The following is a 25,706-nucleotide window of genomic DNA, read 5'->3' on the forward strand; positions in this document are numbered from 1 at the left end:
TAAGCTGATGCTTCATGAGACTAAGCTGATGCTTAATGAGACTAAGCTGATGCTTAATGAGACTAAGCTGATGCTTAATGAGACTAAGCTGATGCTTAATGAGACTAAGCTGATGCTTCATGAGACTAAGCTGATACTTCATGAGACTAAGCTAATACTTCGCTAAACTGTGGACAAAAATTAAAACCTTATGATAAAACAAAACTATAACTACATTGAATTGAACAAAAAACTAAACTTATGGTACAATAATTCCGTCAAAAAAATCAAAAAATCCTCTCGGTGTTGGTCGCACCAAAAGGATTGAATATAGTTATATTTTTTTTCGCTAATTATTTTTTAAAGTCAAGTTCTTGAGAGGGACTTGTCTTTTTTATTTTTATCAAATTTATACTCAGACACAATACTCACTGCTTTTTCAAAATCATATTTCGCACATAAATCTAAGAAGTAAGAACAATTTTCATATTTTAAAATTTTCTTCCAAACATCGTAACTTAATAATCCTAACAAATCTGCTTCTTCGATCTTTTCCTTTGCAACTTGCTCATCTGTTTTATCTTCTAATATAAATTGCTTTTTCAAACCTTGTGACCGTTGCAAGTGAAGTTTATCTTTGAAACACTCAGCATATTCTAGGAACAGATTTAAATACTTCTTATCATCTTCCTCAGGATATCTCTATAGAAAATCGAATGGGTGTCATTAAATCATTTGTATCTTTTTTAATATGCGATTTACTCAGTTCTTGATCCAGACCCCAAGTACCGTGTTTACTCAAATAATTTTGAGCTTCGTCTCCATCTTGCAAATCCAAACCATATTTAAAACTCGTAATTAATTCGGACTTTTTACAAGCCTTTTCCCACAAAAAATACATCTTTTTTTCTATACTTTTCAATTCAACGTCATTCGTGTAGAACAACGCAATATGTACGTGTGGATGGAATCCATTCTGACCGTATGTAACCTCGAAAACTCGAAGCCTACCAATCAAACCTAACTCACCTCTAATATTGTTATAAGCTCCTCCACTCATAAATTTTCGCGTAGCATTTCCGAATTTTTCTAACATTTCTTTTAATCTATCAGCTGTATTATGACTAAATGTGAGGGTTAATAAAGCAATATAACCACCTTCACTTTTATGTATATTAAAAGCTTGCTGTAACTCCTTACGTCGTTTCTCACTAATTTTCGCTGCGCGAACCGGACAATTCCAAACAATTCCACAAACCAATAGGCCGTTATAAAAAGCCTTTTTAGTTTTTTGATGTTCCCAAACCTGAACGTTGGTTTTATTATTCACTAATCTAAGACACTTAGAAATCCGTTCATTTGGTAATATTTTTCTTGAAACAGAAACGTTTTTTCTATGGGGCGTGCACCTTTTTTACGGTTGTTTGCACCAATAGATGAAGAAACTGATGAGGAAAGAATTGTATCCATTACTTGATTTACTACTTGTGCATTTATGGATGTGATGGGATTATCGATAGAAAAAACAACTGTTTTTTCATCTTCTTTCGCGAAAATCAACTCAAGTACTTGCATACTTTATTCACTCCTTTTTATTTATCCCGTATTAACTGCCTGTAAAAGCCCGATTGGTACGGGCTAATAATCAGTGGGGGATGGGGGCCCCCCCACTGATTAAAGTCTCGCTTTATAGATTAGAAAGATCTGAATTGCTTACAAGTTGTACAGCTTGAAGTGATGGTTGTTGTAGTGAAGCAAGAGCACGTGCTACTTCATGCACTTTGCCTAAATCTGCATTTGTTTTTACACGTTTGAATTGTTTGTTCTTTAAAACTGTTTTACCGTTTTTGTCTAATCCTCCGTTTAATACAAGGCGTAAAGTTAAATCCATTACGATTGTTTCAACTGCCATGTTTATCACCCCCTTTCACTTTATAAATAGGGAGGAAATGTCATGTTTTGGCGTGAAATTTTTTCTTTTTTTTGGTACTCTTAATAGAGCAAGAGAGGGGCTTACGGAAGAATGAATCGTAAATGGTTATTTTGGATTCCTGTACTAGTATGGATGGGGATTATTTTCTATTCCTCAGCACAGCCATATAAAAAACAGGATATGCGCTCGGATATTGAGCAATCCGCAAATGTTGAGTTTGTGAAAGAGCATTTTTCAGGGGTATCTATCGATTATGGCGGAGGTACACCTATTAGTATCGCAAATAAAGGTGTAGGTGGTTTTATCGAGTTTTTCCTTCGTAAAGGTGCTCATTTTACGGTGTTCTTTATACTCGGCTCATTGACGTATTATGCTTTTTATAAATCTGGTTACTCGAGAAAAAGGTGCTTTATATATGCACTTCTTTTCGTTGCGGGATATGCAATATTTGATGAAATTCATCAAGGGTTAACAGGAGGCCGTACACCGATGTGGCAGGATTCATTGCTTGATACGTGCGGCGGGTTAACAGGAATTATAATAAGTAATTGGTTTTGGCATAGAAAAAGGAGCTAATCTCATTTAGAGATTGCTCCTTTTTTGTTTATCCCGCTATTTGTGGGAGCCTTGCTGCCCGTAAAAAAACAGATTGGTGAGGGCTAATAATCAGTGGGGGATGGCCCCCTACTGATTAAAGTTTCACTTTATATACCAAGTAATTCTTTTAGTTCGTCTGTTGATAGTTCAGTCATCCAACTATCGCTTGTAATGACGGCGTTGTTTAATGATTGTTTTCGCTCCAACATTTCATCGATTTTCTCTTCTAGTGTTCCTGTTGTAATGAGTTTATGAACGTGAACGAAGCGCTTTTGTCCGATACGATATGCACGGTCTGTTGCTTGGTTTTCTACAGCTGGATTCCACCAACGGTCATAGTGAATGACATGGTTGGCAGCAGTTAAGTTTAATCCTGTTCCGCCGGCTTTTAAAGATAAGATGAAGATGTCATACGTTCCGTTTTGGAACTGCTCAATCATTTTGTCACGCTCTTTCTTCGGTACACTACCGTTTAAGAAGAGGACACGCTGACCGAATGTTTCTTCTAACACACTTTTTAGCATGTTCCCCATGCCAATGTATTGAGTAAAGATTAAGCAACTTTCATTTTGGTCTTTTATATTTTCAATGAGTTCCATTAACGTTCTTGTTTTCATAGAACGTTCGATTATGTTTTGTGGCTCTTCTTCTTTCAAATAAAGGGCTGGATGGTTACAAAGTTGTTTTAGCTTGTTCAGCATAAGTAATATAAATCCGCGTCTTTCAATTCCGCTTAATCCTTCTACATTTTGCAATGTATCTTGAACAAGTTGTTCGTATAAGGAAGCTTGTTCACCAGTTAGTGGGCAGTAAGCTTTCTGTTCTTGTTTATCTGGTAAGTTTAATGCGACTGTTTGATCTTTCTTCGTACGACGCAGTAAAAATGGCGAGATAAATCGTTGTACTTGCTGGATTTTTCCTTCATCACGGTCTTTTTCGATCGGTGTGACGAAGCGGCGCTGGAATTGTCCTAAGCTTCCGAGATACCCATGATTGATAAAGTCGAAAATAGACCAAAGCTCAGCAAGTCGGTTTTCCATCGGTGTACCGGTTAAAGCAATTTTGTGATTTGCTTGTAGGTTTCTTACTGCTTTCGACTGTTTCGTATGTGGGTTTTTTATGTTTTGTGCTTCATCTAAAATAACAGCGTCCCAGCATATCGTACTAAGTTCTTCTTCATCAAGCTGAGCTAATGCATAAGAAGTTAATACAACATCTGCTGATTGAAGAAAATCTTTAAATGACTCATCCTTAGCTCGGTTACTTCCATAGTGTAACTGAACACGTAAACTTGGTGCGAAACGCTCAAATTCTTTTTGCCAATTTCCAAGGACTGATGTTGGTGCCACAATTAATGCAGGACCTGTTTGGAGATTGTTTTCTTTAGCGTATAGTAAGTAAGTTATCGTTTGAATACTTTTTCCGAGTCCCATATCATCGGCTAATAATGCTCCAAATCCAAGCTTTCGTAAGTATAGCAACCATTCAATACCGTGTTGTTGATACGGGCGGAGTGTTGCTTGTAGCGAAGATGGTACATCTACTTTTGGAATATCTCCAATGTGCAGAAGTTTTTGGAAAAGCTCTTCATAATATCCATCTAGTTCGATTTCAATATCGCTAAACGGACTATCGTCTGCTACAATTTCTGTTTCCGCCGCGCTAGATAAATGTTGCTGTAGAACGTCTTTCATTTCTAGTCCATATTTATCTGCACGGTGCATTAGTTTTTTTACTTCTTCAATAAAGGCAGGATCAAGTCTCATCCATTGACCATTTAAATTGAAAAGACGTTTGTTCTGCTCAACGAGTTCGAAAAATTCGCTTTCTGATAAATCAATACCGTCCGTTGAAATGCGCCAGTCGAAATTAACGAGCGTATTCATGCCGAAGAAAGACTGTGTTTGTGCTGTACTTTGCTTCAGCTGTACGCGTAACCTCGGTTTTGTTGCTTTTAAATTTTGCCACCATGATGGTAGTAAAATTGTAATACCTGCTGCGAGTAATTCATTACTTGCTTCGGTTAAGAAGTTCCAAGCTTCCGTTTCAAAGAGTTCTTCTCGGAACTTGTCGTCCTCTTTTAGCCACGGTACGAGTTTACTGAATCCTTCTTGTGTTTCAAGAATACGTTCTTCGTAATCGTGCCATCGTTTTGGCAAGGAATCGATACTTTCATATACATATATGCGATGCGCACCACGTTTTGGTGTAACGATTGTTTCAAGCTTCCACATTTCAAATTCTTCTTGCGGTTCTTGTAGTCTTAAGCCGACTGTAAATGGAAGATCATCTTCAATGTAACCAATTTTTCGAAGCCAATCTTCTTCATGTAGTGCTGCTTCCAATTGCCTTTTCGTAAAGTCGTAATGTTCATATAGTCTCTTTGCATCTTCCCATCCGTCATTTGAGCGGGCATCTTGCAAAATACTTTCGTTCACAGCAGCAGAGAAAAGAGATGCTAACATGTTATCTTCAATTGAGGTATTCTGAACTTTCCAAGATGGCTGCTGAGACCAATACTTCATGTCAGGTGTGAAGCTGCCGCTGACGAAGGCGTCCCATAATTCACTTGCGTCCTTTGTAAGCGCCGTAATAGGACCGTTCATTTGCATATTTGCAAATGAATTCATCGGTTTATTTGCGATGTATTCAAATGCCTGTGCATTCGTTAACATAACGCCTTGTTTCCCCTCATATGTTGCTTCTTTTAAAAACGTTCCGTAGAAGGAAGTAGAGTGCCATGCGAATGCGTTTTTTTTCCAAGTTGCTACGGGTAAGAGCGTACCGCTATCATCTTCTCCCCAAAGGAACCAACCTTGACTAACGTGCTGGAGCCTAATTGTTACTTCAGTTTGTATGATCATCGATTAATTTTCCTCTCCGTAATTCCTCTTGTAGTGCACGCAGACGTGAATGTAAGTTAGCGATATGAATAATGAAAGCATCCCATTCATCAGTTCGCTTTAGTCGTTTATAAAGCATACGTAATTTCTTTAAGTAACGAACGGCACGTTTATATGACTTGCGATTTCGCTCTTCAATTGCTTCAATTGCGGCATGGTGATAAAGAGGAAGTGCTGCTTCGGGCGCTTCTTTTTCAATATCTTTCAATGGTTCTTTCAAAAGTTCGATTACTTCGAATCCATATAAGAGTTGAAGTTCCGTCCAAGCATGGTATTGTTTCTTCGCTAGTACGTATTGCTCATAGTTCGTGAAACTATATGGTAATAGTTCTTGTAAAATCATTTCTAATCCCGCTTGTTCATTCGTATGCGTTGCATATGTCTCATACATCATCACAAATAATCGAACGATATCTTGTATGAAGACGGTATTCTCTTGTTCCATTATCGTTTCCTTTACTTGTTTATAAGTAAAGGAAAGCCAGCTTTTAGCACGGTCCCATTGCATCGCACTTAATAACTCTTCTAACCAATAGAAGTAAAGGCTCACAACAGAAGCAGGTTGTTTTTTGAGTAATTCCATTGCCGATAAATCTTCATTATTTAAAAAGAGCAGATGAGAAGATGCTAATGCTTTGGAAAGTGGATTGATTTTAGTATCGATTCGTTTTTCTTCTTCTTGTAGCTGCTCTTCTGTTCTTAACAGTTCACCCCATACGTGACGATAAATGAAGAATCGCTCTTGTGTATAGGCATCGGTAGAGAAGAATACTTCATGTATGAGCCGCGCTGTTTCTTGTAAAATCGGTTTGGATTCTTCTGGAATCGCTTCTGTTTTTAGGTCCCTAACGGTAGATTCAACTTTATCAACGAATAGGCGAACGACGTTAACTGGTTGGTGATAAGAATATAGTTTGTTTGCTTCAAATTCTTGAATTTCTTCTAATAATTTTTGAAAGCAATAAAGTGCCGCGTGCAACTTAAATAATTCATGAATAGCAACGATGCGCGGAGCTTTCCGTTCTAATTTTGTATAGAAGTCTGTAAAAAGACTCATAAGAAAATACATTTGTTTATAAGTGAGCCGCGCTTGTTCTTTTTTAAATGATTCATATTCATTTTCAAAGTATGTTTGCCAACTTTTATAATCCATTTCTTCAAAAGCTGATGATTGCAATACTTGTCGTGCAGTTCGAATAGGAGGAAGAGAAGGTTTTGTATTATTTTTGAATAAAGTTAATACATCTCCTACCTGCCCAAAACTAGAAGCTGCAGATAGTAACACAGCAAGCATATGCTCACATTGCGTTGGCGCGAAGCAATCGCAATAGCTTTCAGTGACATTACGAATCGGGATGTGAACGCTATATACACTGCCTTCAGCATTTACAGTTCCGGATAGCGTATAGCCATCAAAGTCAACGTTATAGACAACACCACTACGATATAGGTGCCGAGCTGTAGCGACATGCTCCTGATCAGCAACTTGCTGTGGATCAAGCCCTTGAACGAACTCATTCGCAATCATCATAATTTCATCTTTCGTAATTGAGTGTTGCAGCATAATATTCCTCCGTACACAGATTTCTTTCCTTTACCATTATAAACAAAAAATGCTCAAAACAGAAAAAATGAAATTCTAATTACAATAATCGGAAATCATGGCAATATATAAAATGTTTATAGGGAGAGAAATAGTCGGAATTAGGTAGTGAAATGAATAAGGCAAGCTGAAGTTACATATTGCGCAGTTACAAAAAGGAATGCAAGTGTAATATAGAAAAAGCATAAGTTTTATTGTAGCGTATGCCGGAATGAAATTAGTGGAAAATTTGGGGAGAGCATATTGAAGTTTTGTGGAACTTGTAAGAAGCAGGTTGCAGGCCATTTGAACTTTTGTCCTAAGTGCCGCAGTAAATTAGAAGAAATCTCGGGCGATACGGCTGCTTCTAGTGAGGAGATACAATTAGAGACGAGACCAGTGCAAATTAATAAAAATATATTTTTGATCATTGGTTTCATCGTAATTGTTGCTTTATTATTTGGGGCAAATAAGTTTTCAAAAGAAAAGCAAGTAAATGTAATGATCGAGGCATTCCAAAATAAAGATGTTAGTGCAATCGATGAGTTTGTGAAAGTAGATGATCCAGGCCTAAAGGTTAAGCCAGAAGATATTAAAGCATACATACGTTATTTAAAAGATAATCCTTCGTACAATAAGGCATTATTGTCCTATTTACAAAAAGAGGAAGTAGATGAAAATTCAGCAAGTGATACAGCATCTTTTCGAGATGGGAAAATTATAGAAGACGGGAAAGAGTGGTTCTTATATCCGAAGTATAAGTTCAGCGTGAAATCGTATTACATGAATGTTAGCACAACTGCAAAGAATGCTGAAATATATGTGAATGATAAAAAAGAAACAGAGCTTTCTAGTGATAAAACTTCGAAAGAATTAGGTCCATACTTCCCGGGTACTTATGTTGTAAAGGCAAAGGCGAAGACGGAACTTGCTGAATTAGAGACAGAAAAAGAAGTGGATTTAGCAGATGAAAAGAATGGGACAGTAGAAGTAAATTTATCACTTGAAGGAAATTATGTAACCATTTCATCTGATGAAAACGATGCAACTGTATTTGTTAATGGCAAGAAACGCGGAAAGTTAAATTACGGAAGTTATAAACTTGGTCCTGTACCGACGGATGAAACGGTAGAAGTACATTTAGAGAAAAACGCTGAATTTGGTGTGATGAAATCTGAAAGTATTAAAGTTGGAGATCAAAGTACATATTACTTAAAGTTCCCAAAAGAAGCTTCTAGTTCAGCGGTTGGAGATTTTGTACAAAATCATATTTATAATAACGTGCGTGCAATTGCATTAAACGATTTTAGTTTAATTGAAAATGATTATGATAAGAGCGGGAAATCGTATAAGGAAGACCGTGATTACTTACAATACCTACAGAAAAAAGGAATTACAGAAGATTTATTGACAATGAATATTCGCAATGTAGAACGTCAAAGTGCGACGAAATATAAAGTAACGACATATGAAGAATATCATATTCGTTATGGTGATGGCTCTGTAAAATTCAAGAGCTTTAATAATGACCATATCGTTACTGTTAATGGAAATGGAAAGATATTGTACCATTCTCTTGGCGCGAATAATACGCTGAAATCAGAGGAAGTATCTGGTCCGACTCGTTAATATAAGAAAGACTATCTCAATTATAGAGATAGTCTTTTTTTCGATTAAAAGCGTGTTTTCTTTAATATCGCTTGTACATATGGATCATTTAATATTTGTTCTATGAGCGGTAGCATTTCTTGCTCGAATGGAATATCAATAGGGAATGGCTTTTGAGAGCCTGGTTTTATTCCGTATTGTACGAGTTTGTAATGTGTATTTTCTTCATGATAGAGCACAATTAATTTATAGCGATTGTCATCGTTTGTTAGTGAGAAGTCAATTGCGATTGCATCATATGTTACATCATCTTTATATATGTACGGTTTTGGTGTACCGACCCAGTCTACTTTTGCTTGCACATTCATGGACATAACCTCCTTATAGCTATTATAAAAAAATAAAAGCCAGCTCTCAATAAAGAGAACCGGCTGTAATTTAGCAGTCATTGGTTATTTTAAAATTTTCACTTTAACAGTTTTGCGTCCCCATTTGTTAGCAGCGCTATCTGATCCAAGTAGAATGTCGATACGGTTACCTTTAATTGCACCGCCAGTATCACCAGCGATTGCTTCTCCATAACCTTCTACCCATACTTTAGATCCTAACGGGATTACTTTCGGGTCAACAGCGATCATTTTCATGTTTGGGTTCGCTGTTAGGTCATGACCCATTGCAGTTAATACACGGCCGCCGTATGTGCCACCGTTTTCGCTCGGATGAGCTGTATATGCTGTAGCTACAACTGTTAACTCACGACCACCAGATGGTTCGCTAGTTTCAGCAGCTTTCACAGCAGGCTTAGCAGCTGGTTTTGATGCCGCAGGTGCTGCAGCTTTAGCAGGAGCAGGCGTTTCTTGTTTCTCAATAACAGGTGCTGTACCTGTTAAGAAAGGAACATGAACATAAGCCGTTTTTCCGTTATATTCAAATTGTAACCACTCATTTTGTACTTGGTTCGTTGTTTCGATCATATCGTCTTTCTTAAGCGTTCCAAGAATTTCTGAGTTTGTGTTCGCTTCAGCACGTACATTTAATACGTTAGCTGTTACATAGTAAGAGTTTTTTGTAAACTCTGTACTTACGAATGCGTCTTTACCATCTAATTTGATTTGTGACCATCCGTTTTCTGTATTTAGAACATCTAATTTATGATCATTCTGTAATTTACCGACAACTTTTGATTCAGTAGTAGGGTTTTCTCGTACGTTTAGTACGTCTGTTGTTACAACAGTTTCTGCGTTAGCAGATGAAGTGAAAATCCCAAGACCAAAAACTGCTGCTGTTGCTATTCCAATTAATTTTTTCATGATAGCCTCCATTGCGTTTGTTTTCGTGTCCTCATTATAGCAACAGATTTTTTCGGATTTTGGGAAAACACACAATTACAAACCATTCGTAATAAGTCGTTAACACTTTGTAACATAGCGAGAAATGAAGGGAAGCGTTTTTCACTCCGTACTTTTAGTAGGTTTATAGTTATAGTCAAAATTTTTAATACAACATATTTTTTTCAGTGGAGATAAAAGTATTACGAATGTGTTACAAAGTGATTACTATACAATTACAATACTTGAGTATTTTACCGTTTTATGGGTAATATAGTTATATAAACATAAACATTTCGTTTGTGAATTTATAAACACGCGCTATATACTAGCAAAAAACCGCATAATTGTTACAAGAAGAAAGGGTTGTAAAGAATAAATCTGCCCTTTTTTAAAACTGTAACACATCCTTTTTTGGGAAAATCTCTTCCCATCCGCATTTTTCTCACACAATTTGACAGTAGTATTCCAATCTTGTAGCTCTTGCAGAGTGAAAAGGTTGTACGGAAGGTAAGGCTGTCCATAAGAACTCTAATTGGTGAAGGCAAAACTAAGAGAGCCGAAAGAAAATCACCACAAAAAACTATGGTTTTTTATCCGATTTAACAGATCGGAATTTATGTTATTCACAAGAAATGAAACTTACGAAGGGGGATTTGATGAGGAAACTGACGAAAACATTTATTGTCTCATTAACATTATGTATTGCATTTACAATTTGGGGGATTATTCCTGAATCTATTATTGGAAAGGGTAGCTTAGGAAATGTAACGACTGCAATTCAAGCTATGCTAGTTAGTAAGTTTGGCTGGTTCTATATTATTTCCGTTTCTATTTTCTTAGGAATTGCTATCTTTTTAATTGTTTCTAAGTACGGTTCGATTCGTTTAGGTAAAGATGATGATGAACCTGATTATAGTTATATGACATGGTTTGCTATGTTATTTAGTGCCGGCATGGGAATCGGTTTGGTTTTCTGGGGCGTTGCAGAACCGTTGAATCATTTATACACACCTCCGTTTGGAGAGGGTGCGACTGAAGAGAGTGCACGTCTTGCACTTCGTTTCTCATTTTTCCATTGGGGATTACATCCGTGGGGATTATATGCACTTGTAGCATTATGTATTGCGTATTTTACATTTAGAAAAGGAAGAGCAAGTACAATTAGTGCGACAGTGGGTCCGCTATTTAAGGGCGGTGAACATGGCCGTATTGCCCATATGTTTGATGTTCTAGCTGTATTTGCGACAGTATTTGGTGTGGCGACATCATTAGGACTTGGGGCAAAGCAAATTGCGGGTGGTGTTAGTTATTTAACATCCATTCCAAACTCATTACCGACACAGCTAGTAATCATCGGAATTGTAACTGTTCTTTATATGCTATCTGCACAAACGGGACTCGATAAAGGAATTAAATATTTAAGTAATGCGAATATTATTTTAGCGTTTGCACTTATGATAATTGTATTATTTGCAGGTCCAACAAACTTTATTATGAATTATTTCACTTCAACAATCGGATCATACATTCAAGAATTGCCAAGTATGAGTTTCCGTTTAAGTCCATTAAATGAAGGCGGAAATCAGTGGATTCAGTCATGGACAATTTTCTACTGGGCATGGTGGATTGCATGGTCACCATTCGTAGGTACGTTTATTGCTCGTGTGTCACGCGGGCGTACAATTCGTGAGTTTGTTATTGGTGTGTTACTCGTACCAACAGTAATCGGTGCGCTTTGGTTCTCTGTTTTCGGAGGAACGGGTATTCACATGGAATTGTTCGACGGAGCGAATATATATGGCCAAATTAAAGAAATGGGCACAGAAGTAGGATTGTTTGCTATGTTAGACCAGATGGGTAGTATGGGACCGGCTTTATGCGTGTTAGCTATTTTACTTATTTCAACATTCTTTATTACATCGGCAGATTCTGCTACGTTTGTTCTAGGGATGTTAACGACACATGGTAGCTTAAACCCACCAAATCGCATTAAAATGGTTTGGGGTATCGTCTTAGCGGCGATAGCTTCAATCTTATTGTATGTTGGTGGATTAGAGGCGCTGCAAACTGCGTCGATTATTGCGGCCTTCCCATTTGTATTTGTTATTTTCTTTATGATTGCAGCGTTGTTTAAAGAGTTGCAAAAAGAAGGACGTATGAAGCAACATAAATAATAGAAGGAAAAAATTATTAGTAGCATGAGGACTGCCGAATATCGGCAGTCCTTTTTCAATGTTCTATACTATTGCAGGAAAAGCATTACTTTGTTGCGGAATAATATTGATATCGGTAATTTAAAAAGGAAAATCGATATGTTTCGACAATATCCGATATTGTGTAAAGTATATACATAAAAGTGACAAAAAATTGTCGGAAATGTGTTGTCACTTTTATGTATATGTGCTATATTATTTCCTGTAAGCGATTTCAAATAGTTTTAAATCGCATTCAAGGGGGACATCTAGAATAATGAAACGTTACGAAAGAAAGTGGAAGCATATTTGTTTGAAACGTGTGGCACATCGCAATGTCCAAGAAAGCACGGAACCAAAGACTGAAACGCGCAAAGAGAAGCAAGAAAAGCAATTGGTTCTACAAAAATAGCAATCACTTTTTCGTATATAAATGAAGGTCGATCGTTCGTTGGGGGATGGACGTGAAATTACTTTCAGCTAAGGGGTATTGTCTGATATATAGTATTACGGTAAAAAATAAGCACAGAGCTTACGGCGCTCTGTGCTTATTTTTTATTTTTCCTTTTTAAATCGTACTGTTTTATCCCAGCCAATTACTTGTTTCTTGCTCTTTGCGCGTAAGTAAAGAATGAGACTGCGAATAAACAAATACGTAAAGAGCTGTGCGTACGTAAAGTACATAATGACGCTTATGAAAATATTGGTCGGTGTAAAGATTCGTTCGACGCTCTGGGCACTAAATAATTGAGAAACATATGTAATATATGCGACATACCACATAAATAGTAATGGAATGCTATATTGAATTTGGAATATCCCGAGCAGTCCAATTACAAACCAAACGTTTGAAATGATTAGGAATAGCCAAAATACGACATATACTAAAACTTGCTGTAAGGAATGAACGAGAAGTTTCCCTTTAAAGAAACTTAATGAAGAAAACATTTTTTCTAAAATGTATAGATTTCCTTGGAGCCAACGTGTACGCTGTTTAATAAGAATCTTTAAATGCTCAGGTTCTTGTTCCCATGTAATCGATTCCGGGACGATTGGTAAGAGATAGCCTTTTTGTGTAATTCGTAATGTTAACTCAGCGTCTTCGGCAATTGCATAAGGATCATAGCCGCCAAGTTCTTCTAATGCAGAGCGACGCAGAAGCATATTTGTTCCTGTCAATGAACCTGTTTGGAATAGTAACCAGCGCCCGGATTGCATAAGGAGCTGGAAAATCTGAAATTCTAATGAAATCATGCGTGTTAGCCAGTTTCTTTTCTCATTTACTGTACGAACATGTCCAACTGCTCCAACAGCATCTTCAATTGTTTCAGCATGTTCTACGAGCATTCGTAAAGCATCTGGTTCAGGTTGATTATCTGCATCGTATACACAGAAATATTCACCATCCGAAATGCTAAGACCATAGTTTAATACACGTGATTTTCCTTTCGGTTCACCAGGTGGTACACGAATGTGTCGAATATGAGCATAAGCTTTGTCAAAATCATCGCCAATTTCAGGTGTTTCATCTTGAGAGTTATCGTTTAATAAATAAACAGTTAGTTTGCCTGGGTATTCAATCTTTGCCATCGATTCTAATGTATCTTTCATAACGACCCCTTCATTATGGGCAGGTATTAAAATATCTACACTAGGATAATGTGATAGTGTACGATCTTTTCGTTTACTATTTCGATGAATTAAGCCCGCGAGTGTTAAGAGAGAGTAGTAAACGAGTAGGCCAGAGAATAGAAAGGCAGTAAAGATAAGTACATATTTAATTGAAAATGTGATGCTAATCCAAAAAACGAGTACGCAGAACAGAAGGAATAAAAGAAGTATAACGAGTATCATCATAATAATGTCTGTCCTTTTCTTCCAATTTGCTCTCGCGAAATTTTTATATCTTGGATTGCTTAAGCTGCAAGCCATTGCTCCATTTTTGGCTGCAGACGGTTCATTACAATATTAGCGCCGGCTTCATTTGTGTTTTGTAGTAAAATAACTAGTGTATTGCTATCGTATTCAGCAGCAAGGTCAAAGTCATTTCTTACCGTATCAACTAATAATGAAGCTACACGATTCATAACACTTTCCTTCGTGTATTTACTAAAGGAAGCGAAATCAAAGTGAATGATAATGCCCGTTTCATTACGACGATTCATTGCAGTTGTTAATAATACTTGTCTTCTGTCGAATTCTTGTCTCGTCAATAATTTTGATTCTCCAATGTATTGCTCCAACACTTTCACTCGTTCAGTTAACTTTTTATTTTCAAGAACAACCTTTTTTAATAGATGGGTTGAGATATAAACAATGAAGAAGTTAGCTGCCATCAGAAAGTGGGTAATAATATATTCCCATTGATCTGATGTACTCCATAAGTGAAGCCACGCTTCATAAAATAAATAGAATACTGAAATAATGGTTCCCAATATGAAGAAAACAAATGCTGTTTTATCAGCTAAAAATAGGAATAGTACATTTATGATGACATATATAATCGTAAAAACGAGTGCGTGCTCATATTTCGTCACGTGTACAGTAGTAAAATAGAATAAAATTTGTAAAATCCAAATAGCTAGGATTTTATAGGACTTATCTTTCACGAAACTTTCCTCCTTAAAGATAATTCGTACAAGGTATTTGTAGTATGTACAATTATTAAGAAATGGACCATGTAACTGGAATTCTTTTTGGAGCGAGTAACATCAAAAATAATATCCCTCTTTTATAAAAAAAATAAACAGACTTATTAATGTAGCATAATGTTTTTATATTTTAGAATGAGGTATTCAATATATAAAGTGCATTTGGATTATATGAAAAAAGTCTCCTCTTTAGAAAGAGGAGACTTTACATAAATTTATAGGAACATCATACCTGCAACTGCTGCGTTTAAGAAGTTCGCTAGTGTACCAGCGATAACTGCTTTAATCCCTAATTGTGCAATTTGTTTACGGCGAGTAGGAGCTAACGTTCCTGTTACACCTAATTGAATTGCGATAGAAGAGAAGTTTGCAAAACCACAGATTGCAAATGTTAAAATCATATTTGTTTTTGCAGAGAACTCTGCCATGTGTGGTCCTAAGTTTGCATATGCAACGAATTCGTTGATTGCAAGTTTTTGACCGATGAAACTTGCTGCTTGTATAGCTTCGCCGGGTGAAACCCCGATTAAGATTGCAAATGGTGATAATAAGTAACCGAAGATTAAATCAAGGCTAAGTTTAATATCGAACCAAGAACCAACCCATCCTAATAAGCCATTTAATAAAGCGATTAATGCGATGAAAGCCATTAGCATTGCAGCTACGTTAATAACAAGTTGTATACCTTCAGATGCACCGCGTGCAGCTGCATCGATAACGTTTGCGTCTTCACGCTCTGTTGAAAGTTGAACATTATTATCTACTTTTTCTGTTTCTGGCATAATTAATTTTGCAATTAATAAACTTGATGGAGCTGCCATAATTGCTGCCGCTAATAAATGTTCTAATGGAATTCCCATTGCTGCATATCCGACAAGAACTGATCCGGCAACAGCTGTCATACCACTTACCATAATAGTGAAGAATTCACTGTTAGTTAAACGTGCTAAGTATGGTTTAATTAAAATTGGTGCTTCTGTTTGTCCTAAAAATACAGTTGTTACTGCATTTAAGCTTTCTGCTTTAGAAGTTCCAAGAAGCTTGCTTAATGCACCACCAATGATACTAACGAATTTCTGCATAATACCTAAGTAATATAAGATTGCTACTAATGAACTAATAAATACGATTGGAAGTAGTGCTTGAATAACGAAAACAAATCCCCAAGGGCCTTTTGCGTTGACTAAATCCCCAGCAACGAACCTAATTCCCTCGTAAGAAAAATTAATTAATCCTTGAACGCCGTCAGCAGCAACTTTTAAGCCTGCTTTTCCAGCATCCCATCGCAATACGATAAATGAAAATGTCATTTGTAATGCTAGCGCGATTAAAATTGTGCGCCAATTAATAGCTTTGCGGTTGGAAGATAGTAAGAAAGCAATTGCTAATACTCCAATCACGCCGCCAATTCCCCATAAAACATTCATGCAGTGTATGCTCCTTCCTCATAGTAAAAAAGTGTATAAACCAGTTGTCTATACTTTTGCGAATATAACATCTTAAGTAACTTATCATAATGGACATCGGAGGTCAAACGTCTAACGAAAAGTTTAAATAAAAAGAAAATTCTTTGAAAAAACACATATAAAATGAATAGACACGAAATAGGTTATGTTTTTTGTGGAAATATATTCATTATGATAACGTTTTGGACAATTTTTATAGAATATAGTGTATGAAATAGGAGAATGAACGCATAATTTTTTCGTAGAGAGAATGAAAGGGGATTACTATATTGATTCCTTTAAAAAGAGCCTTCTAGTAAACTAGAAGGCTCTGAAACTATAACTTAAGGTGCTTTCGTATACCCTAAGAAATGGCTTTTCCAATAAGAGTTGTTTAATGAAACGATTGCTACACCTTTATCTCCAGATTGGATGAATGATCCGCCACCAAGGTAGATACCCATGTGAGAAGGACCTGCTTTATAAGTATTTTGGAAATAAATTAAGTCACCTGGTTGTGGACTTGAAGTTTTTGGTAAGCTGCTCCAATATCCAGCAACACTTTGGCGGCTAATGTTATGACCAAATTTCTTAAATACGTGGTAGATGTAACCACTGCAGTCAACACCATTAGCAGAAGTACCGCCCCAAACGTATGGTACGCCTTGCATAGATTTCGCGTATGCAAGCAGAGAAGAACTGTCACCGCTATTATTATTGTTGTTATTATTTTGATTGTTATTTTGATTGTCGTTAGGCTTATTATCTACTGCACCACCAACTGGTGTTTTAGATAGAAAACGTGTTCCGATGTAACCAGTTTGACCGTTGTAGTTAATTTTGCTCCATCCAGAGTTTTCAGAGATTACTTGAACCTTCTGTCCATATGGAAGTGCGCCTATGATTCTATAATTTGTACCTTCACCGCTACGTACATTTAGTGCAGAAGCATTAATGTAGTATTCGCCAATTGCACCTTGGTTAGGTTGCTCAGGTTGTTCAGGAGTAGTAGTGCCACCTTTAACGAATTTTACGAATTCGCTACTAACGTAGCCTGTTTTTCCTTGATAATTAACTTTAAACCAGCTACCTTCAGATCCAACTACGTTTAATTTCGTACCATTTAATACGCCACCAATTACGCTATGGTAAGTAGCAGGGCCCGTACGAACACGTAGTGATGTGGCGTTAACAACGTAAGTGCCACCAGTTTGAACAGTTACATTATTGTTTTGTTCTTGGTTGTTACCTTGCGTGACGTTTTCGTTAGAACCGCCTTTTGTTACGTAGTCTTTGCTTAAGTAAGCTGTTTGTCCTGCGTAATTGATTTTGAACCAATCTTGAACTTCGCCTACAACTTGTACTACTTGTCCTTTCTTAACAGAACCTATAGTTGTATGAGAAGTGCTAGGACCTGTACGAACGCGAAGGGAAGATACGTTTACTGTATAGTTTCCACTTGCTGGTTGTACAGTTGTTTGATTGTTATCGTTTGTAGAGCCCCCATTTGAAGAAGCGCCTGATACAAATTGGCCACTCACATAACCTACTTGTCCGTTATGGTTGATTTTCACCCAACCATTTTCTTGACCGATAACGTTTAAAGTTTGTCCTTCATATACACGTCCTGAAACAGAGCTAGAAGTGTTAGGAGCTGTACGTACACGTAATACATCAGCAGTAACTTTATTGTTGCCACCTGTACTTACATTGTTATTTGTTGCTCCGTTTTTTGATACAAATTGGCCACTCACATAGCCTGTTTTTCCATTATGGTTAATTTTGAACCAACCATTCTCTTCTCCAATGACGTTTAATGATTGACCATTATAAACGCGAGAGATGACGTCGTGAGAAGTACTTGATCCTGCACGAACATGTAATACGTCAGCAGTTACCTTATAAGATGAAGTGTTTGATGCGGAAGCTTGGACAGTTTGTGTAGCAGCTTTTTGTGTATTTTGTTCCGGGGCAGCTTGAACACTATCAAGTGTAGGTGCTGCTCCTCCTGCTACAGAAACTGCCGCAAGACCGGCAAGGTATTTTTTCATAATTTGTCGATTCCTTTCTGTCTGTAATGTAGTGAAGAAATATTTACCAACTGTTAAAAATTCTAAAGAGCATGTCGATTACTGTCAAGACTTATGCGGTAATCTGAATATGACAAAAAGATTACAAGAAAAAATCAAGGCATAAATTCACACCTTGATTTCCATTTAAATACATATATTTGTTGTAGAAAGAGAGGAGATTATTCGTATTTAAGAAGATGAAATGTTGGATTTTAAAAGGCTTTGAGAAAATGATTTTTGTAGTAATTTGGTGATAGGCCCAACTTGCCCGTCTTGAATCGCAGTTCCATCAAGGTGGGTCATTGGTAAAATCTCAATAGTCGTTCCTGTGAAGAAGCATTCATCTGCGTTATAAACATCGCGAATGCTGAAAACCTCTTCTTGCACAGGAATTTGAAGAGTGTTAGCTAAAGAAAGGACGTACTGACGAATAATTCCGTTTAAAATAAGATGATTAGCTGGATGCGTATATAGTGTTCCGTTTTTTATGAGAAAGAAGTTAGAGTGGCTACCCTCAGTTACAATACCATTTCGTACGAGAAGTGCTTCTTTACAACCTTTGCGTTCAGCTTTCGTATAAGCTAATACATTTGGTAATAAATTTAGCGATTTAATATCACAGCGGAGCCAGCGTGTATCAGGTTCTGATATAGCACGTACACCGTATTCAATCCATAAAGATGGTCTTTCTTTTTTTGAAATATAAGCATAGATTGTCGGAGATGTGTCATATGAGAATGCATGTGCTCGAGCTTGTACACCACGAGATACTTGTAAGTAAATTGTTCCGTCTTCGTGGAAATTATTATTTTCAATTAATTTGTAGAGTAAGATGATGAGTTCGGCTTTTGAGAAAGGAAGTGATAATTCTATTTCTTCCAGGGATCGATATAATCTTGTTAAATGTGGGTCTAATAAGTGAAAGTTTCCGTTATAAAGGCGAATAACTTCATAGACGCCATCGCCAAATTGTAAACCTCTTTCTTCAAGTTCTATGTACGCGCGATGTTTTGTTGTATCAATAACTGCATCATTCCATAGTACAAATCTTTCGTATGCCAATTTTCGTCCCATCCTTTCGTTAGTACATGAATAAAAATCACTATAGTAATTTTTATGTAAGCAATTCTCTACATATGACGTATATGTATTTGTAAATCACAGAGCAGTAGTGGTGATTTATCCCGCATTAACGGGCAGTAAAACTCCCACTGATTAAAGTTTCACTTTATAGCATTTTGTATATACAAATTCGAAAATGAGAAATAAGAATCCTGCTTTTTGAATAAAAAAAAGCAACATTCGTATGGAATGTTGCACAAGGAGGGTAGCTATCATTCATAGGGACATCGTCTTTAAAGGTTTCATTTATGTAAACAAAACACTTGGAAAGACAATTATAAGAAAGTTGAAAACAAATGATGCGCATATTTCTCTAAGGGATCTTGTTGAAGATGAGAGATAAGAAATATGTGGAACCTTGTTTACATATTTTATTATAAAGATACTTCATTAATGTAGTGTAAATATTCGGTGAAGGTTATGTAATTTTAAAGTTAATGTATAGAAGAAGTTAGAGAGAGGAATAAAAAAAAGAGGCTGAGATTACTCAGCACTCTTCTTTTCTTCTTTAATAGCTGTTTTTACTTCACCAGTTTTGATCTTATTGCTTTCAGAGAAGCGAAGTAAGTCGCCTTCAATGATTTTGTCTGACATGTTCAGTTCATTTTGTGCACGATCAATAAGTGGTTGAGCTTCTTCTTTCGGTAATTGTACAACTTCACCTGTGTTACGGTCGTAGAATGTACTGTTTGTGTACATGTACTTATCTGTAATGAAGCTACCGTCACGAAGAACAACGAATCCTTTATTGTCTGATGAGAATACGTCATGACCGAATTGAATTTGATTCGTAGAATCTACACCAAGTAGGTTTAGAATTGTTGGTTTAATGTCAATTTCACCAGTTGGTTTTGAAATTGTTTTACCTTCTTTTTGACCTGGAACGTGAATAAACATCGGTGTTTTTTGTAAGTTCATATGGTCAAATGTAGTAATTTCTTCTTTTCCTAAGAACTGTGCCATTGCACGATTATGGTTTTCAGAAATACCATAATGGTCACCGTAGAATACGATAACAGAGTTGTCATAAATACCTTCTGCTTTTAGACGCTCAATAAAGTGTTTCATTGCTTCGTCTAAGTAGCGAGCTGTTACCATGTAACGATCAAATACTCCATCACCAGAATTGTACTCGTCGATTAATTTCGTACTGTCATCATAAGTGAATGGGTAATGGTTTGTTAAAGTAAGGAAGCGAGTATAGAACGGTTGCTTCACTTGTTTTAACATATCGATAGACTGATCGAAGTATTCGATATCTTTTAGTCCCCAGTTTAGTTTTGTTTCTGGCGTAATCTTGTAGTCAAGCTCGTTGTAGTAACGATCATAACCAAGTGCCGGATACATAATATTACGGTTCCAGAATGTTGCGTTGTTTGCGTGGAATACTGATGTGTGATACCCTTGCTGACGCAAAATTTCTGGAGTTGCTGTATATTCGTTGTTACCGTGTGTGAAGAATACAGCACCACGGTCTAGTGGATATAGTGAAGTATCTACTAAGAATTCAGCATCAGATGTTTTACCTTGCCCAGTTTGATGGAAGAAGTTATCGAAGTAATAACTTTCTTTCGCAAATTGGTTTAAGAATGGTGTAACTTCTTGTCCGTTAACTTGCGCACCAATTAAGAATGTTTGTAATGATTCAAGAGAGACAACAATTACGTTTTTCCCTTTTGCAGTACCATACATATTTGGATCTGGTTTACTTTGTGTTGTTTTCACATAGTTTTCTGCTTCTTGCAATTTACTACTATCAGCAAACGCTTTTTGTGAACTTGATTTTGCTTGTAAGCCAAGATCGTATGCTTGGTGTACATATAATCCTAGGTTTTTAACAAGCATAACGCGGTCGAATGAACGTGTTAATAATTCTGGACGCTCAGCTTCTGCAAGTCCTAGGTTTACGCAGAAAATAGCAACTGTTGACACGAAGTATAGGGAACGCATCGGACGTGCTACACGTTCTGTCGGTGCAAAATCTTTCTTTTTCTTCTTCAATAGAACGAAGAATACGATAATATCCGCAAATGCAAGGATGATTTTGAAGTTAAATAATTCTTTCACACTAGAACCTAAACTTCCGAAATTAGATGTTTGTCCTAGTACTGGTAAAGTAACGAAGTCATTGTAGAATCCGTAGAACATTACGTTACCAACAAGGATGAACGTTAAGATAAAGTTAATTCCTAGTGCTATATAGTTACGTTTTTTCCCTTTTGCAAATAATGCAAGACCCACAAACAGTAATGATGCTGCTAATGGACTAATGAATAAAATGAATTCTTGCATAAAAGATTCAAGTTTTAAATCGAAGCTTGTGCGTGTAATGATGTAGGTTTTTAGCCATACGGCCAAAGCTACGAATAAAGTGAAACGCACATTTTGAAATTGTGATTTCATGGTTTCTTTCATTCATTTCCACCCTTTCTCTATCAGGCTTGTTCGATTTTGGAGCGAAAAATGTTAAAATAAAAAATACATAGTTTTCTTGGCCATAATTAGAGTTTCTATATTCACCCATATACGACTTTAACTATGCATACCCTTTTTGGTTTCTTGTGCTGCTCATAAGCATAACGTCATTTCTGTATTATACAACAAAATTCATTTCTGAGAAACACTATAACATTTTACATTTTTTGTATGTGACTTGTCACTACCAGAGAAAACTTTAACATTCGTTTATATGCTCGTCAACTAGAAAATATAATAAATATAGAAAAGAATGTTAGGTGAAATCGAAAATTTTAAGGTTGAGAAATATGAAATGCAAAGCTTAAATTGGCTTTCTAGAAAACTATTATATGAAGGGAAATATGAGAAAAAAAACGAACGCTTGTTCTTTTTGGGTTTGTTTGTTACAATGAAATTTATTGATAAATTTTGTGTAATTTTGATGAACTTTTACTGATAACATAAAGTAGCTTATTTCTTTTGAAAATAGGGAGGCTTTTAAATGAAACAAAAATTTTCAGTTGAGGCGTTTTGGAAGAAAATAAAACATGTTGCAAAGCAAGCTGGGCAGTCTGTAATTTATGTGAGCTTATTGTTGTTTTACGTTTTGCAAAGGCCTGATGTTCCAAAACGAGTGAAAATTATTGTAATTGGAGCACTTGCTTATTTTATTGCACCGATTGATGCAATCCCAGATTTCATTGCGGGAATTGGTTATACGGATGATTTAGGTGCGTTAACGGCCGCACTATTACAAGTATCGTTATACGTAAATGAAGATGTGAAAGATAAGGCACGAGTGAAGTTGGCAGAATGGTTTGATTCGGATATAGACACATCATTTATCGATCAGAAATTAGATCAATAGGTGAGAACTGTCATATGGTGACAGGGCGAACGTAAGCGAGGAAGTGCATTATGCCATCAGGAAGAACGCATACGAAAATAAACTTAATATCCCTTCCGGTTGTTTTGTTTATGCTCTTTTCGTATGGATTAACAAATTTTGATTTTTTATTAACTTTTGCAATTGGCTTTTTAGTAGGTACTTCATTTTTAACACCGGATTTAGATACGTACAGTAATGCGTATAATAAATGGGGATTCCTGCGCATTTTTTGGTATCCATATAGGAGCGTAATGCCCCATCGTTCCTTCTTCACACATACGATTATAATTGGTGATATTATTCGTATTGCATACATGTTAATCGTGTTTTCTCCGTTTTTATTCCTATTAAATATAATAGCATTCGACGGAAATTTAATAGAAATTGCGAAGGAACACGAGGTTGAAATTGTAACGTTTGTAATGGGGATTGTTGTGGCGAGTACGCTCCACATTATAGCGGATAAAGCGAATACACGCCGAAAGAAAATGATGAGAAAAAAGAAGAAACGCAGAAGATAAAGTGAAACTTTAATTAGTGGGCTGTTCATCCCCCGCCGATTATTAGCCCTCACGAATCGGGAAAAGGACACTTGCAATTTGCAAGTGTCCTTTTTAATCAAACGTTTGTTTAAAACTAAGCTTTCAGTACCTTAATACCTTTCACGATATTCCAAATGAAGTAGTATAAGCTAATGATTCCGCAAATACATAAGACGATAATTGCTCCAATTCCAAGTGTTACGTCTGGTTGATCAGATCCGATGCCCATAATTCCTAAAATAACTAATCCAATAAATGAAGCGATGCTTGGAATGATATGTGTCCATAGAGCACGTTTTGCATGTGGTTTCGTTTCAGAATCGCCTACAATCCACACGATAATAGGGAATAAGATAGGCGCAAATAATACACTAAAGTATGATAAAGCTGCTAATATTTTGTTTCCGTTCATATATATCACCTCATAAGTAATGTCCGTTGTTATACTTTTAGTATGCGATAAATTTGGCAATCTTCCTATCGATTAACATTACAAGAACGTGACGTTTTTGTAAGATTTTCTGTTTAAATGATAAAATTTTCAAAAAAATATTTTTAAATGGAAATTGTTGTGATAAAATTAGTGAAAACGTTTTCTTAAATGTTTTATATTTTTTTAGACTTAAAGGTATGATGACCCGATAGTCTATTGATAAGGTTATATCTATTTAAAAGGGGATTCTTTAGGGGGAGAGAACAATGAACACATGGACACAAGTTTACGATCCGTTCGGTAACATTTGGATTTCGGCAGCAGTCGCACTTATTCCAATCATCTTTTTTTTCTTAGCTTTAGCAGTTTTCCGCATGAAGGGGTATGTGGCGGGATTTATTACAGTTGTATTAACGATTTTGGTGGCGTTATTTGCGTATAAAATGCCATTCACAATGGCAATGGCAGCGACCGGATACGGTTTCTTATACGGATTATGGCCAATTGCGTGGATTATCATTATGTCAGTATTTTTATATAAAATTTCTGTGAAAACAGGTCAATTTGATGTCATTCGTGCATCTGTATTATCAATTACGAATGACCATCGTTTACTCGTTATTTTAATCGGATTTTCATTTGGAGCATTTTTGGAAGGGGCAGCAGGATTTGGTGCACCGGTAGCGATTACGGCAGCGCTTCTTGCAGGTCTTGGGCTAAATCCCTTATATGCAGCAGGTCTTTGTTTAATCGCAAATACTGCACCAGTAGCGTTTGGAGCGATGGGGATTCCGATTACAGTTGCTGGACAAGTAACAGGCATTGATCCACATAAAATTGGACAGATGGCTGGGCATCAATTACCGTTCTTATCTTTATTTGTTCCGTTCTTTATCGTATTTTTAATGGATGGTTTTAAAGGAGTAATACAAACGTGGCCTGCTTTATTTGTAGCGGGTAGTTCATTTGCAATTACACAGTTTATTACAGCGACGTTTTTAGGGCCGGAACTTCCTGATATTACGTCAGCACTTGTAAGTTTAGTAAGTTTATCGCTATTCTTAAAAGTTTGGCAGCCGAAAGAAATTTATCAGTCTAAAGAAGCGAATAGTGAAGTAGCAGCAACGACGACAACTATGCCGAAACTAACGGTAGGAAAAGTAGTAAAAGCATGGTCTCCGTTCATTATTTTAACTGTGATGGTAGTCATTTGGAGCCAAAGTTTCTTTAAAGAATTATTCGCTCCAGGTGGTGCTTTAGAAAGTCTCGTATTTAAATTTGAAGTTCCAGGCTTGCACAATTTAGTAATGAAAGCAGAGCCAATTGTAAATAAACCAACACCTTATGAAGCAATCTTGAAATTAGATATTTTATCAGCGACTGGAACAGCAATTTTAATTGCTTGTATCATTTCTATCTTTATTTTGAAAATGAGTGCAAAAGATGCAGTAGCAACATTTAAAGAAACGTTAAACGAACTAAAAATGCCAATTCTATCTATTGGATTCGTATTAGGATTTGCATTTATCGCAAACTATTCTGGTTTATCTTCTACATTAGCGTTAGCACTTGCAGGAACTGGCGGACTATTCCCGTTCTTCTCGCCATTCTTAGGCTGGATTGGGGTATTCTTAACAGGATCAGATACGTCAGCGAACGCACTGTTCTCGAATTTACAAGCAATTACAGCTCAGCAAGTCGGTGTATCTGAAGTGCTTCTCGTTGCAGCAAATACAACTGGCGGTGTAACAGGTAAAATGATTTCTCCGCAATCGATTGCGATTGCTTGTGCGGCAGTTGGACTTGCTGGGAAAGAGTCAGATTTGTTCCGCTTTACATTAAAGCATAGTTTATTCTTCGTTACTATTGTTGGGATTATGACATATGTGCAGGCTTATTATTTAACTTGGATGATTCCGTAAACAACAAAAGAAATAACCTTTGCATTTTTCAGATTAACGTGTATACTT

General features: G+C 36.5%; 21 protein-coding genes and 1 pseudogene. 7 read left to right on the forward strand and 15 right to left on the reverse strand.

What is annotated here, in order from left to right; all coding sequences use genetic code 11:
• Positions 1 to 345 precede the first annotated feature (345 nt).
• The 4 genes from MR071_RS00005 to MR071_RS00020 all read right to left on the reverse strand — a co-directional run bounded on the left by MR071_RS00005 (position 346) and on the right by MR071_RS00020 (position 1,891).
• A complete protein-coding gene (locus tag MR071_RS00005; protein ID WP_242234543.1) occupies positions 346 to 603 on the reverse strand; it encodes a Rolling circle replication protein, Rep63 protein in 258 nt (85 codons plus the stop codon).
• A 67-nt stretch (positions 604 to 670) separates the two neighbouring features.
• On the reverse strand, positions 671 to 1,309 hold the full coding sequence (locus MR071_RS00010) for a protein rep (RefSeq protein ID WP_242234544.1): 639 nt from the start codon (positions 1,307 to 1,309) through the stop codon (positions 671 to 673).
• The gene (locus tag MR071_RS00015) at positions 1,309 to 1,554 is read right to left on the reverse strand and encodes a DUF2922 domain-containing protein (RefSeq protein WP_105585673.1); all 246 of its coding nucleotides are present in this window, start codon (positions 1,552 to 1,554) and stop codon (positions 1,309 to 1,311) included. Before MR071_RS00015 ends, MR071_RS00010 begins: the two co-directional genes overlap by 1 nt.
• A gap of 112 nt (positions 1,555 to 1,666) precedes the next feature.
• A complete protein-coding gene (locus MR071_RS00020) occupies positions 1,667 to 1,891 on the reverse strand; it encodes a DUF1659 domain-containing protein (protein WP_105585672.1) in 225 nt (74 codons plus the stop codon).
• 111 nt (positions 1,892 to 2,002) lie between these two features.
• Here MR071_RS00020 and MR071_RS00025 point away from each other — a divergent pair, with 111 nt between their 5' ends.
• Positions 2,003 to 2,488: a VanZ family protein gene (locus MR071_RS00025; RefSeq protein ID WP_105585671.1), complete on the forward strand. Its 486-nt coding sequence runs from the start codon at positions 2,003 to 2,005 to the stop codon at positions 2,486 to 2,488.
• A 128-nt stretch (positions 2,489 to 2,616) separates the two neighbouring features.
• Here the strand turns inward: MR071_RS00025 and MR071_RS00030 are convergent, their stop codons facing one another.
• Complete coding sequence (locus MR071_RS00030) at positions 2,617 to 5,373, reverse strand: DEAD/DEAH box helicase (protein ID WP_242234546.1); 2,757 nt, start codon at positions 5,371 to 5,373, stop codon at positions 2,617 to 2,619.
• Complete coding sequence (locus MR071_RS00035) at positions 5,357 to 6,976, reverse strand: SWIM zinc finger family protein (RefSeq protein ID WP_105585669.1); 1,620 nt, start codon at positions 6,974 to 6,976, stop codon at positions 5,357 to 5,359. Before MR071_RS00035 ends, MR071_RS00030 begins: the two co-directional genes overlap by 17 nt.
• Positions 6,977 to 7,258: 282 nt before the next feature.
• Between MR071_RS00035 and MR071_RS00040 the strand changes: the two genes are divergently transcribed.
• Positions 7,259 to 8,623 (forward strand): zinc ribbon domain-containing protein, encoded by a 1,365-nt coding sequence (locus MR071_RS00040; protein WP_242234548.1) that lies wholly within the window; start codon positions 7,259 to 7,261, stop codon positions 8,621 to 8,623.
• Between the two features lie 44 nt (positions 8,624 to 8,667).
• Here MR071_RS00040 and MR071_RS00045 read toward each other — a convergent pair whose 3' ends face one another.
• Together MR071_RS00045 and MR071_RS00050 are read right to left on the reverse strand one after the other, a co-directional pair.
• The gene (locus MR071_RS00045; RefSeq protein WP_105585667.1) at positions 8,668 to 8,970 is read right to left on the reverse strand and encodes a DUF3910 family protein; all 303 of its coding nucleotides are present in this window, start codon (positions 8,968 to 8,970) and stop codon (positions 8,668 to 8,670) included.
• Between the two features lie 84 nt (positions 8,971 to 9,054).
• Positions 9,055 to 9,912 (reverse strand): cell wall-binding protein EntA, encoded by an 858-nt coding sequence (locus MR071_RS00050; RefSeq protein WP_142395823.1) that lies wholly within the window; start codon positions 9,910 to 9,912, stop codon positions 9,055 to 9,057.
• 677 nt (positions 9,913 to 10,589) lie between these two features.
• Between MR071_RS00050 and opuD the strand changes: the two genes are divergently transcribed.
• Together opuD and MR071_RS25440 are read left to right on the forward strand one after the other, a co-directional pair.
• Positions 10,590 to 12,107, forward strand: a complete 1,518-nt coding sequence (gene opuD / locus MR071_RS00055) for a glycine betaine transporter OpuD (protein WP_105585665.1) — start codon at positions 10,590 to 10,592, stop codon at positions 12,105 to 12,107.
• A 295-nt stretch (positions 12,108 to 12,402) separates the two neighbouring features.
• Positions 12,403 to 12,537, forward strand: a complete 135-nt coding sequence (locus MR071_RS25440; protein ID WP_105585664.1) for a hypothetical protein — start codon at positions 12,403 to 12,405, stop codon at positions 12,535 to 12,537.
• A 143-nt stretch (positions 12,538 to 12,680) separates the two neighbouring features.
• Here MR071_RS25440 and MR071_RS00060 read toward each other — a convergent pair whose 3' ends face one another.
• The 6 genes and pseudogenes from MR071_RS00060 to MR071_RS00085 all read right to left on the reverse strand — a co-directional run bounded on the left by MR071_RS00060 (position 12,681) and on the right by MR071_RS00085 (position 21,830).
• Complete coding sequence (locus MR071_RS00060) at positions 12,681 to 13,982, reverse strand: glycosyltransferase family 2 protein (protein ID WP_242234550.1); 1,302 nt, start codon at positions 13,980 to 13,982, stop codon at positions 12,681 to 12,683.
• Positions 13,979 to 14,734 (reverse strand): annotated as a pseudogene (locus MR071_RS00065) (dGTP triphosphohydrolase). Before MR071_RS00065 ends, MR071_RS00060 begins: the two are co-directional and overlap by 4 nt.
• Positions 14,735 to 14,991: 257 nt before the next feature.
• Positions 14,992 to 16,203, reverse strand: a complete 1,212-nt coding sequence (locus MR071_RS00070) for a NupC/NupG family nucleoside CNT transporter (RefSeq protein WP_105585661.1) — start codon at positions 16,201 to 16,203, stop codon at positions 14,992 to 14,994.
• A gap of 362 nt (positions 16,204 to 16,565) precedes the next feature.
• On the reverse strand, positions 16,566 to 18,272 hold the full coding sequence (locus MR071_RS00075) for a C40 family peptidase (protein WP_105585660.1): 1,707 nt from the start codon (positions 18,270 to 18,272) through the stop codon (positions 16,566 to 16,568).
• 210 nt (positions 18,273 to 18,482) lie between these two features.
• On the reverse strand, positions 18,483 to 19,367 hold the full coding sequence (locus tag MR071_RS00080) for a D-amino-acid transaminase (RefSeq protein WP_105585659.1): 885 nt from the start codon (positions 19,365 to 19,367) through the stop codon (positions 18,483 to 18,485).
• Between the two features lie 531 nt (positions 19,368 to 19,898).
• Positions 19,899 to 21,830 carry an LTA synthase family protein gene (locus tag MR071_RS00085; RefSeq protein ID WP_105585658.1) on the reverse strand — a complete coding sequence of 644 codons (1,932 nt, stop codon included), beginning with the start codon at positions 21,828 to 21,830 and terminating at the stop codon, positions 19,899 to 19,901.
• Positions 21,831 to 22,374: 544 nt separating this feature from the next.
• Here MR071_RS00085 and MR071_RS00090 point away from each other — a divergent pair.
• Positions 22,375 to 22,740: a YkvA family protein gene (locus MR071_RS00090; RefSeq protein ID WP_105585656.1), complete on the forward strand. Its 366-nt coding sequence runs from the start codon at positions 22,375 to 22,377 to the stop codon at positions 22,738 to 22,740.
• A 50-nt stretch (positions 22,741 to 22,790) separates the two neighbouring features.
• Positions 22,791 to 23,282, forward strand: coding sequence for a metal-binding protein (locus tag MR071_RS00095; protein ID WP_070145518.1), 492 nt, complete (start codon positions 22,791 to 22,793; stop codon positions 23,280 to 23,282).
• A 115-nt stretch (positions 23,283 to 23,397) separates the two neighbouring features.
• Here the strand turns inward: MR071_RS00095 and MR071_RS00100 are convergent, their stop codons facing one another.
• Positions 23,398 to 23,715, reverse strand: coding sequence for a magnetosome magnetite crystal formation protein family (locus MR071_RS00100; protein WP_002159844.1), 318 nt, complete (start codon positions 23,713 to 23,715; stop codon positions 23,398 to 23,400).
• Positions 23,716 to 24,002: 287 nt separating this feature from the next.
• On the opposite strand from MR071_RS00100, the gene lldP reads away from it, so the two are divergent.
• Positions 24,003 to 25,658: an L-lactate permease gene (gene lldP / locus MR071_RS00105; RefSeq protein ID WP_105585655.1), complete on the forward strand. Its 1,656-nt coding sequence runs from the start codon at positions 24,003 to 24,005 to the stop codon at positions 25,656 to 25,658.
• Positions 25,659 to 25,706: the final 48 nt, after the last annotated feature.

Source organism: Bacillus cereus group sp. BfR-BA-01316, assembly GCF_022664195.1.
Classification (GTDB): domain Bacteria; phylum Bacillota; class Bacilli; order Bacillales; family Bacillaceae_G; genus Bacillus_A.

Excerpts from the sequence above, each read along its gene's own strand:
- MR071_RS00015 (WP_105585673.1), bottom strand. The coding sequence starts at position 1,554 with ATGCAAGTACTTGAGTTGATTTTCGCGAAAGAAGATGAAAAAACAGTT.
- MR071_RS00020 (WP_105585672.1), bottom strand. The coding sequence starts at position 1,891 with ATGGCAGTTGAAACAATCGTAATGGATTTAACTTTACGCCTTGTATTA.
- MR071_RS00025 (WP_105585671.1), top strand. The coding sequence starts at position 2,003 with ATGAATCGTAAATGGTTATTTTGGATTCCTGTACTAGTATGGATGGGG.
- MR071_RS00030 (WP_242234546.1), bottom strand. The coding sequence starts at position 5,373 with ATGATCATACAAACTGAAGTAACAATTAGGCTCCAGCACGTTAGTCAA.
- MR071_RS00035 (WP_105585669.1), bottom strand. The coding sequence starts at position 6,976 with ATGCTGCAACACTCAATTACGAAAGATGAAATTATGATGATTGCGAAT.
- MR071_RS00045 (WP_105585667.1), bottom strand. The coding sequence starts at position 8,970 with ATGAATGTGCAAGCAAAAGTAGACTGGGTCGGTACACCAAAACCGTAC.
- MR071_RS00050 (WP_142395823.1), bottom strand. The coding sequence starts at position 9,912 with ATGAAAAAATTAATTGGAATAGCAACAGCAGCAGTTTTTGGTCTTGGG.
- opuD (WP_105585665.1), top strand. The coding sequence starts at position 10,590 with ATGAGGAAACTGACGAAAACATTTATTGTCTCATTAACATTATGTATT.
- MR071_RS25440 (WP_105585664.1), top strand. The coding sequence starts at position 12,403 with ATGAAACGTTACGAAAGAAAGTGGAAGCATATTTGTTTGAAACGTGTG.
- MR071_RS00060 (WP_242234550.1), bottom strand. The coding sequence starts at position 13,982 with ATGATGATACTCGTTATACTTCTTTTATTCCTTCTGTTCTGCGTACTC.
- MR071_RS00070 (WP_105585661.1), bottom strand. The coding sequence starts at position 16,203 with ATGAATGTTTTATGGGGAATTGGCGGCGTGATTGGAGTATTAGCAATT.
- MR071_RS00075 (WP_105585660.1), bottom strand. The coding sequence starts at position 18,272 with ATGAAAAAATACCTTGCCGGTCTTGCGGCAGTTTCTGTAGCAGGAGGA.
- MR071_RS00080 (WP_105585659.1), bottom strand. The coding sequence starts at position 19,367 with ATGGGACGAAAATTGGCATACGAAAGATTTGTACTATGGAATGATGCA.
- MR071_RS00085 (WP_105585658.1), bottom strand. The coding sequence starts at position 21,830 with ATGAAAGAAACCATGAAATCACAATTTCAAAATGTGCGTTTCACTTTA.
- MR071_RS00090 (WP_105585656.1), top strand. The coding sequence starts at position 22,375 with ATGAAACAAAAATTTTCAGTTGAGGCGTTTTGGAAGAAAATAAAACAT.
- MR071_RS00095 (WP_070145518.1), top strand. The coding sequence starts at position 22,791 with ATGCCATCAGGAAGAACGCATACGAAAATAAACTTAATATCCCTTCCG.
- MR071_RS00100 (WP_002159844.1), bottom strand. The coding sequence starts at position 23,715 with ATGAACGGAAACAAAATATTAGCAGCTTTATCATACTTTAGTGTATTA.
- lldP (WP_105585655.1), top strand. The coding sequence starts at position 24,003 with ATGAACACATGGACACAAGTTTACGATCCGTTCGGTAACATTTGGATT.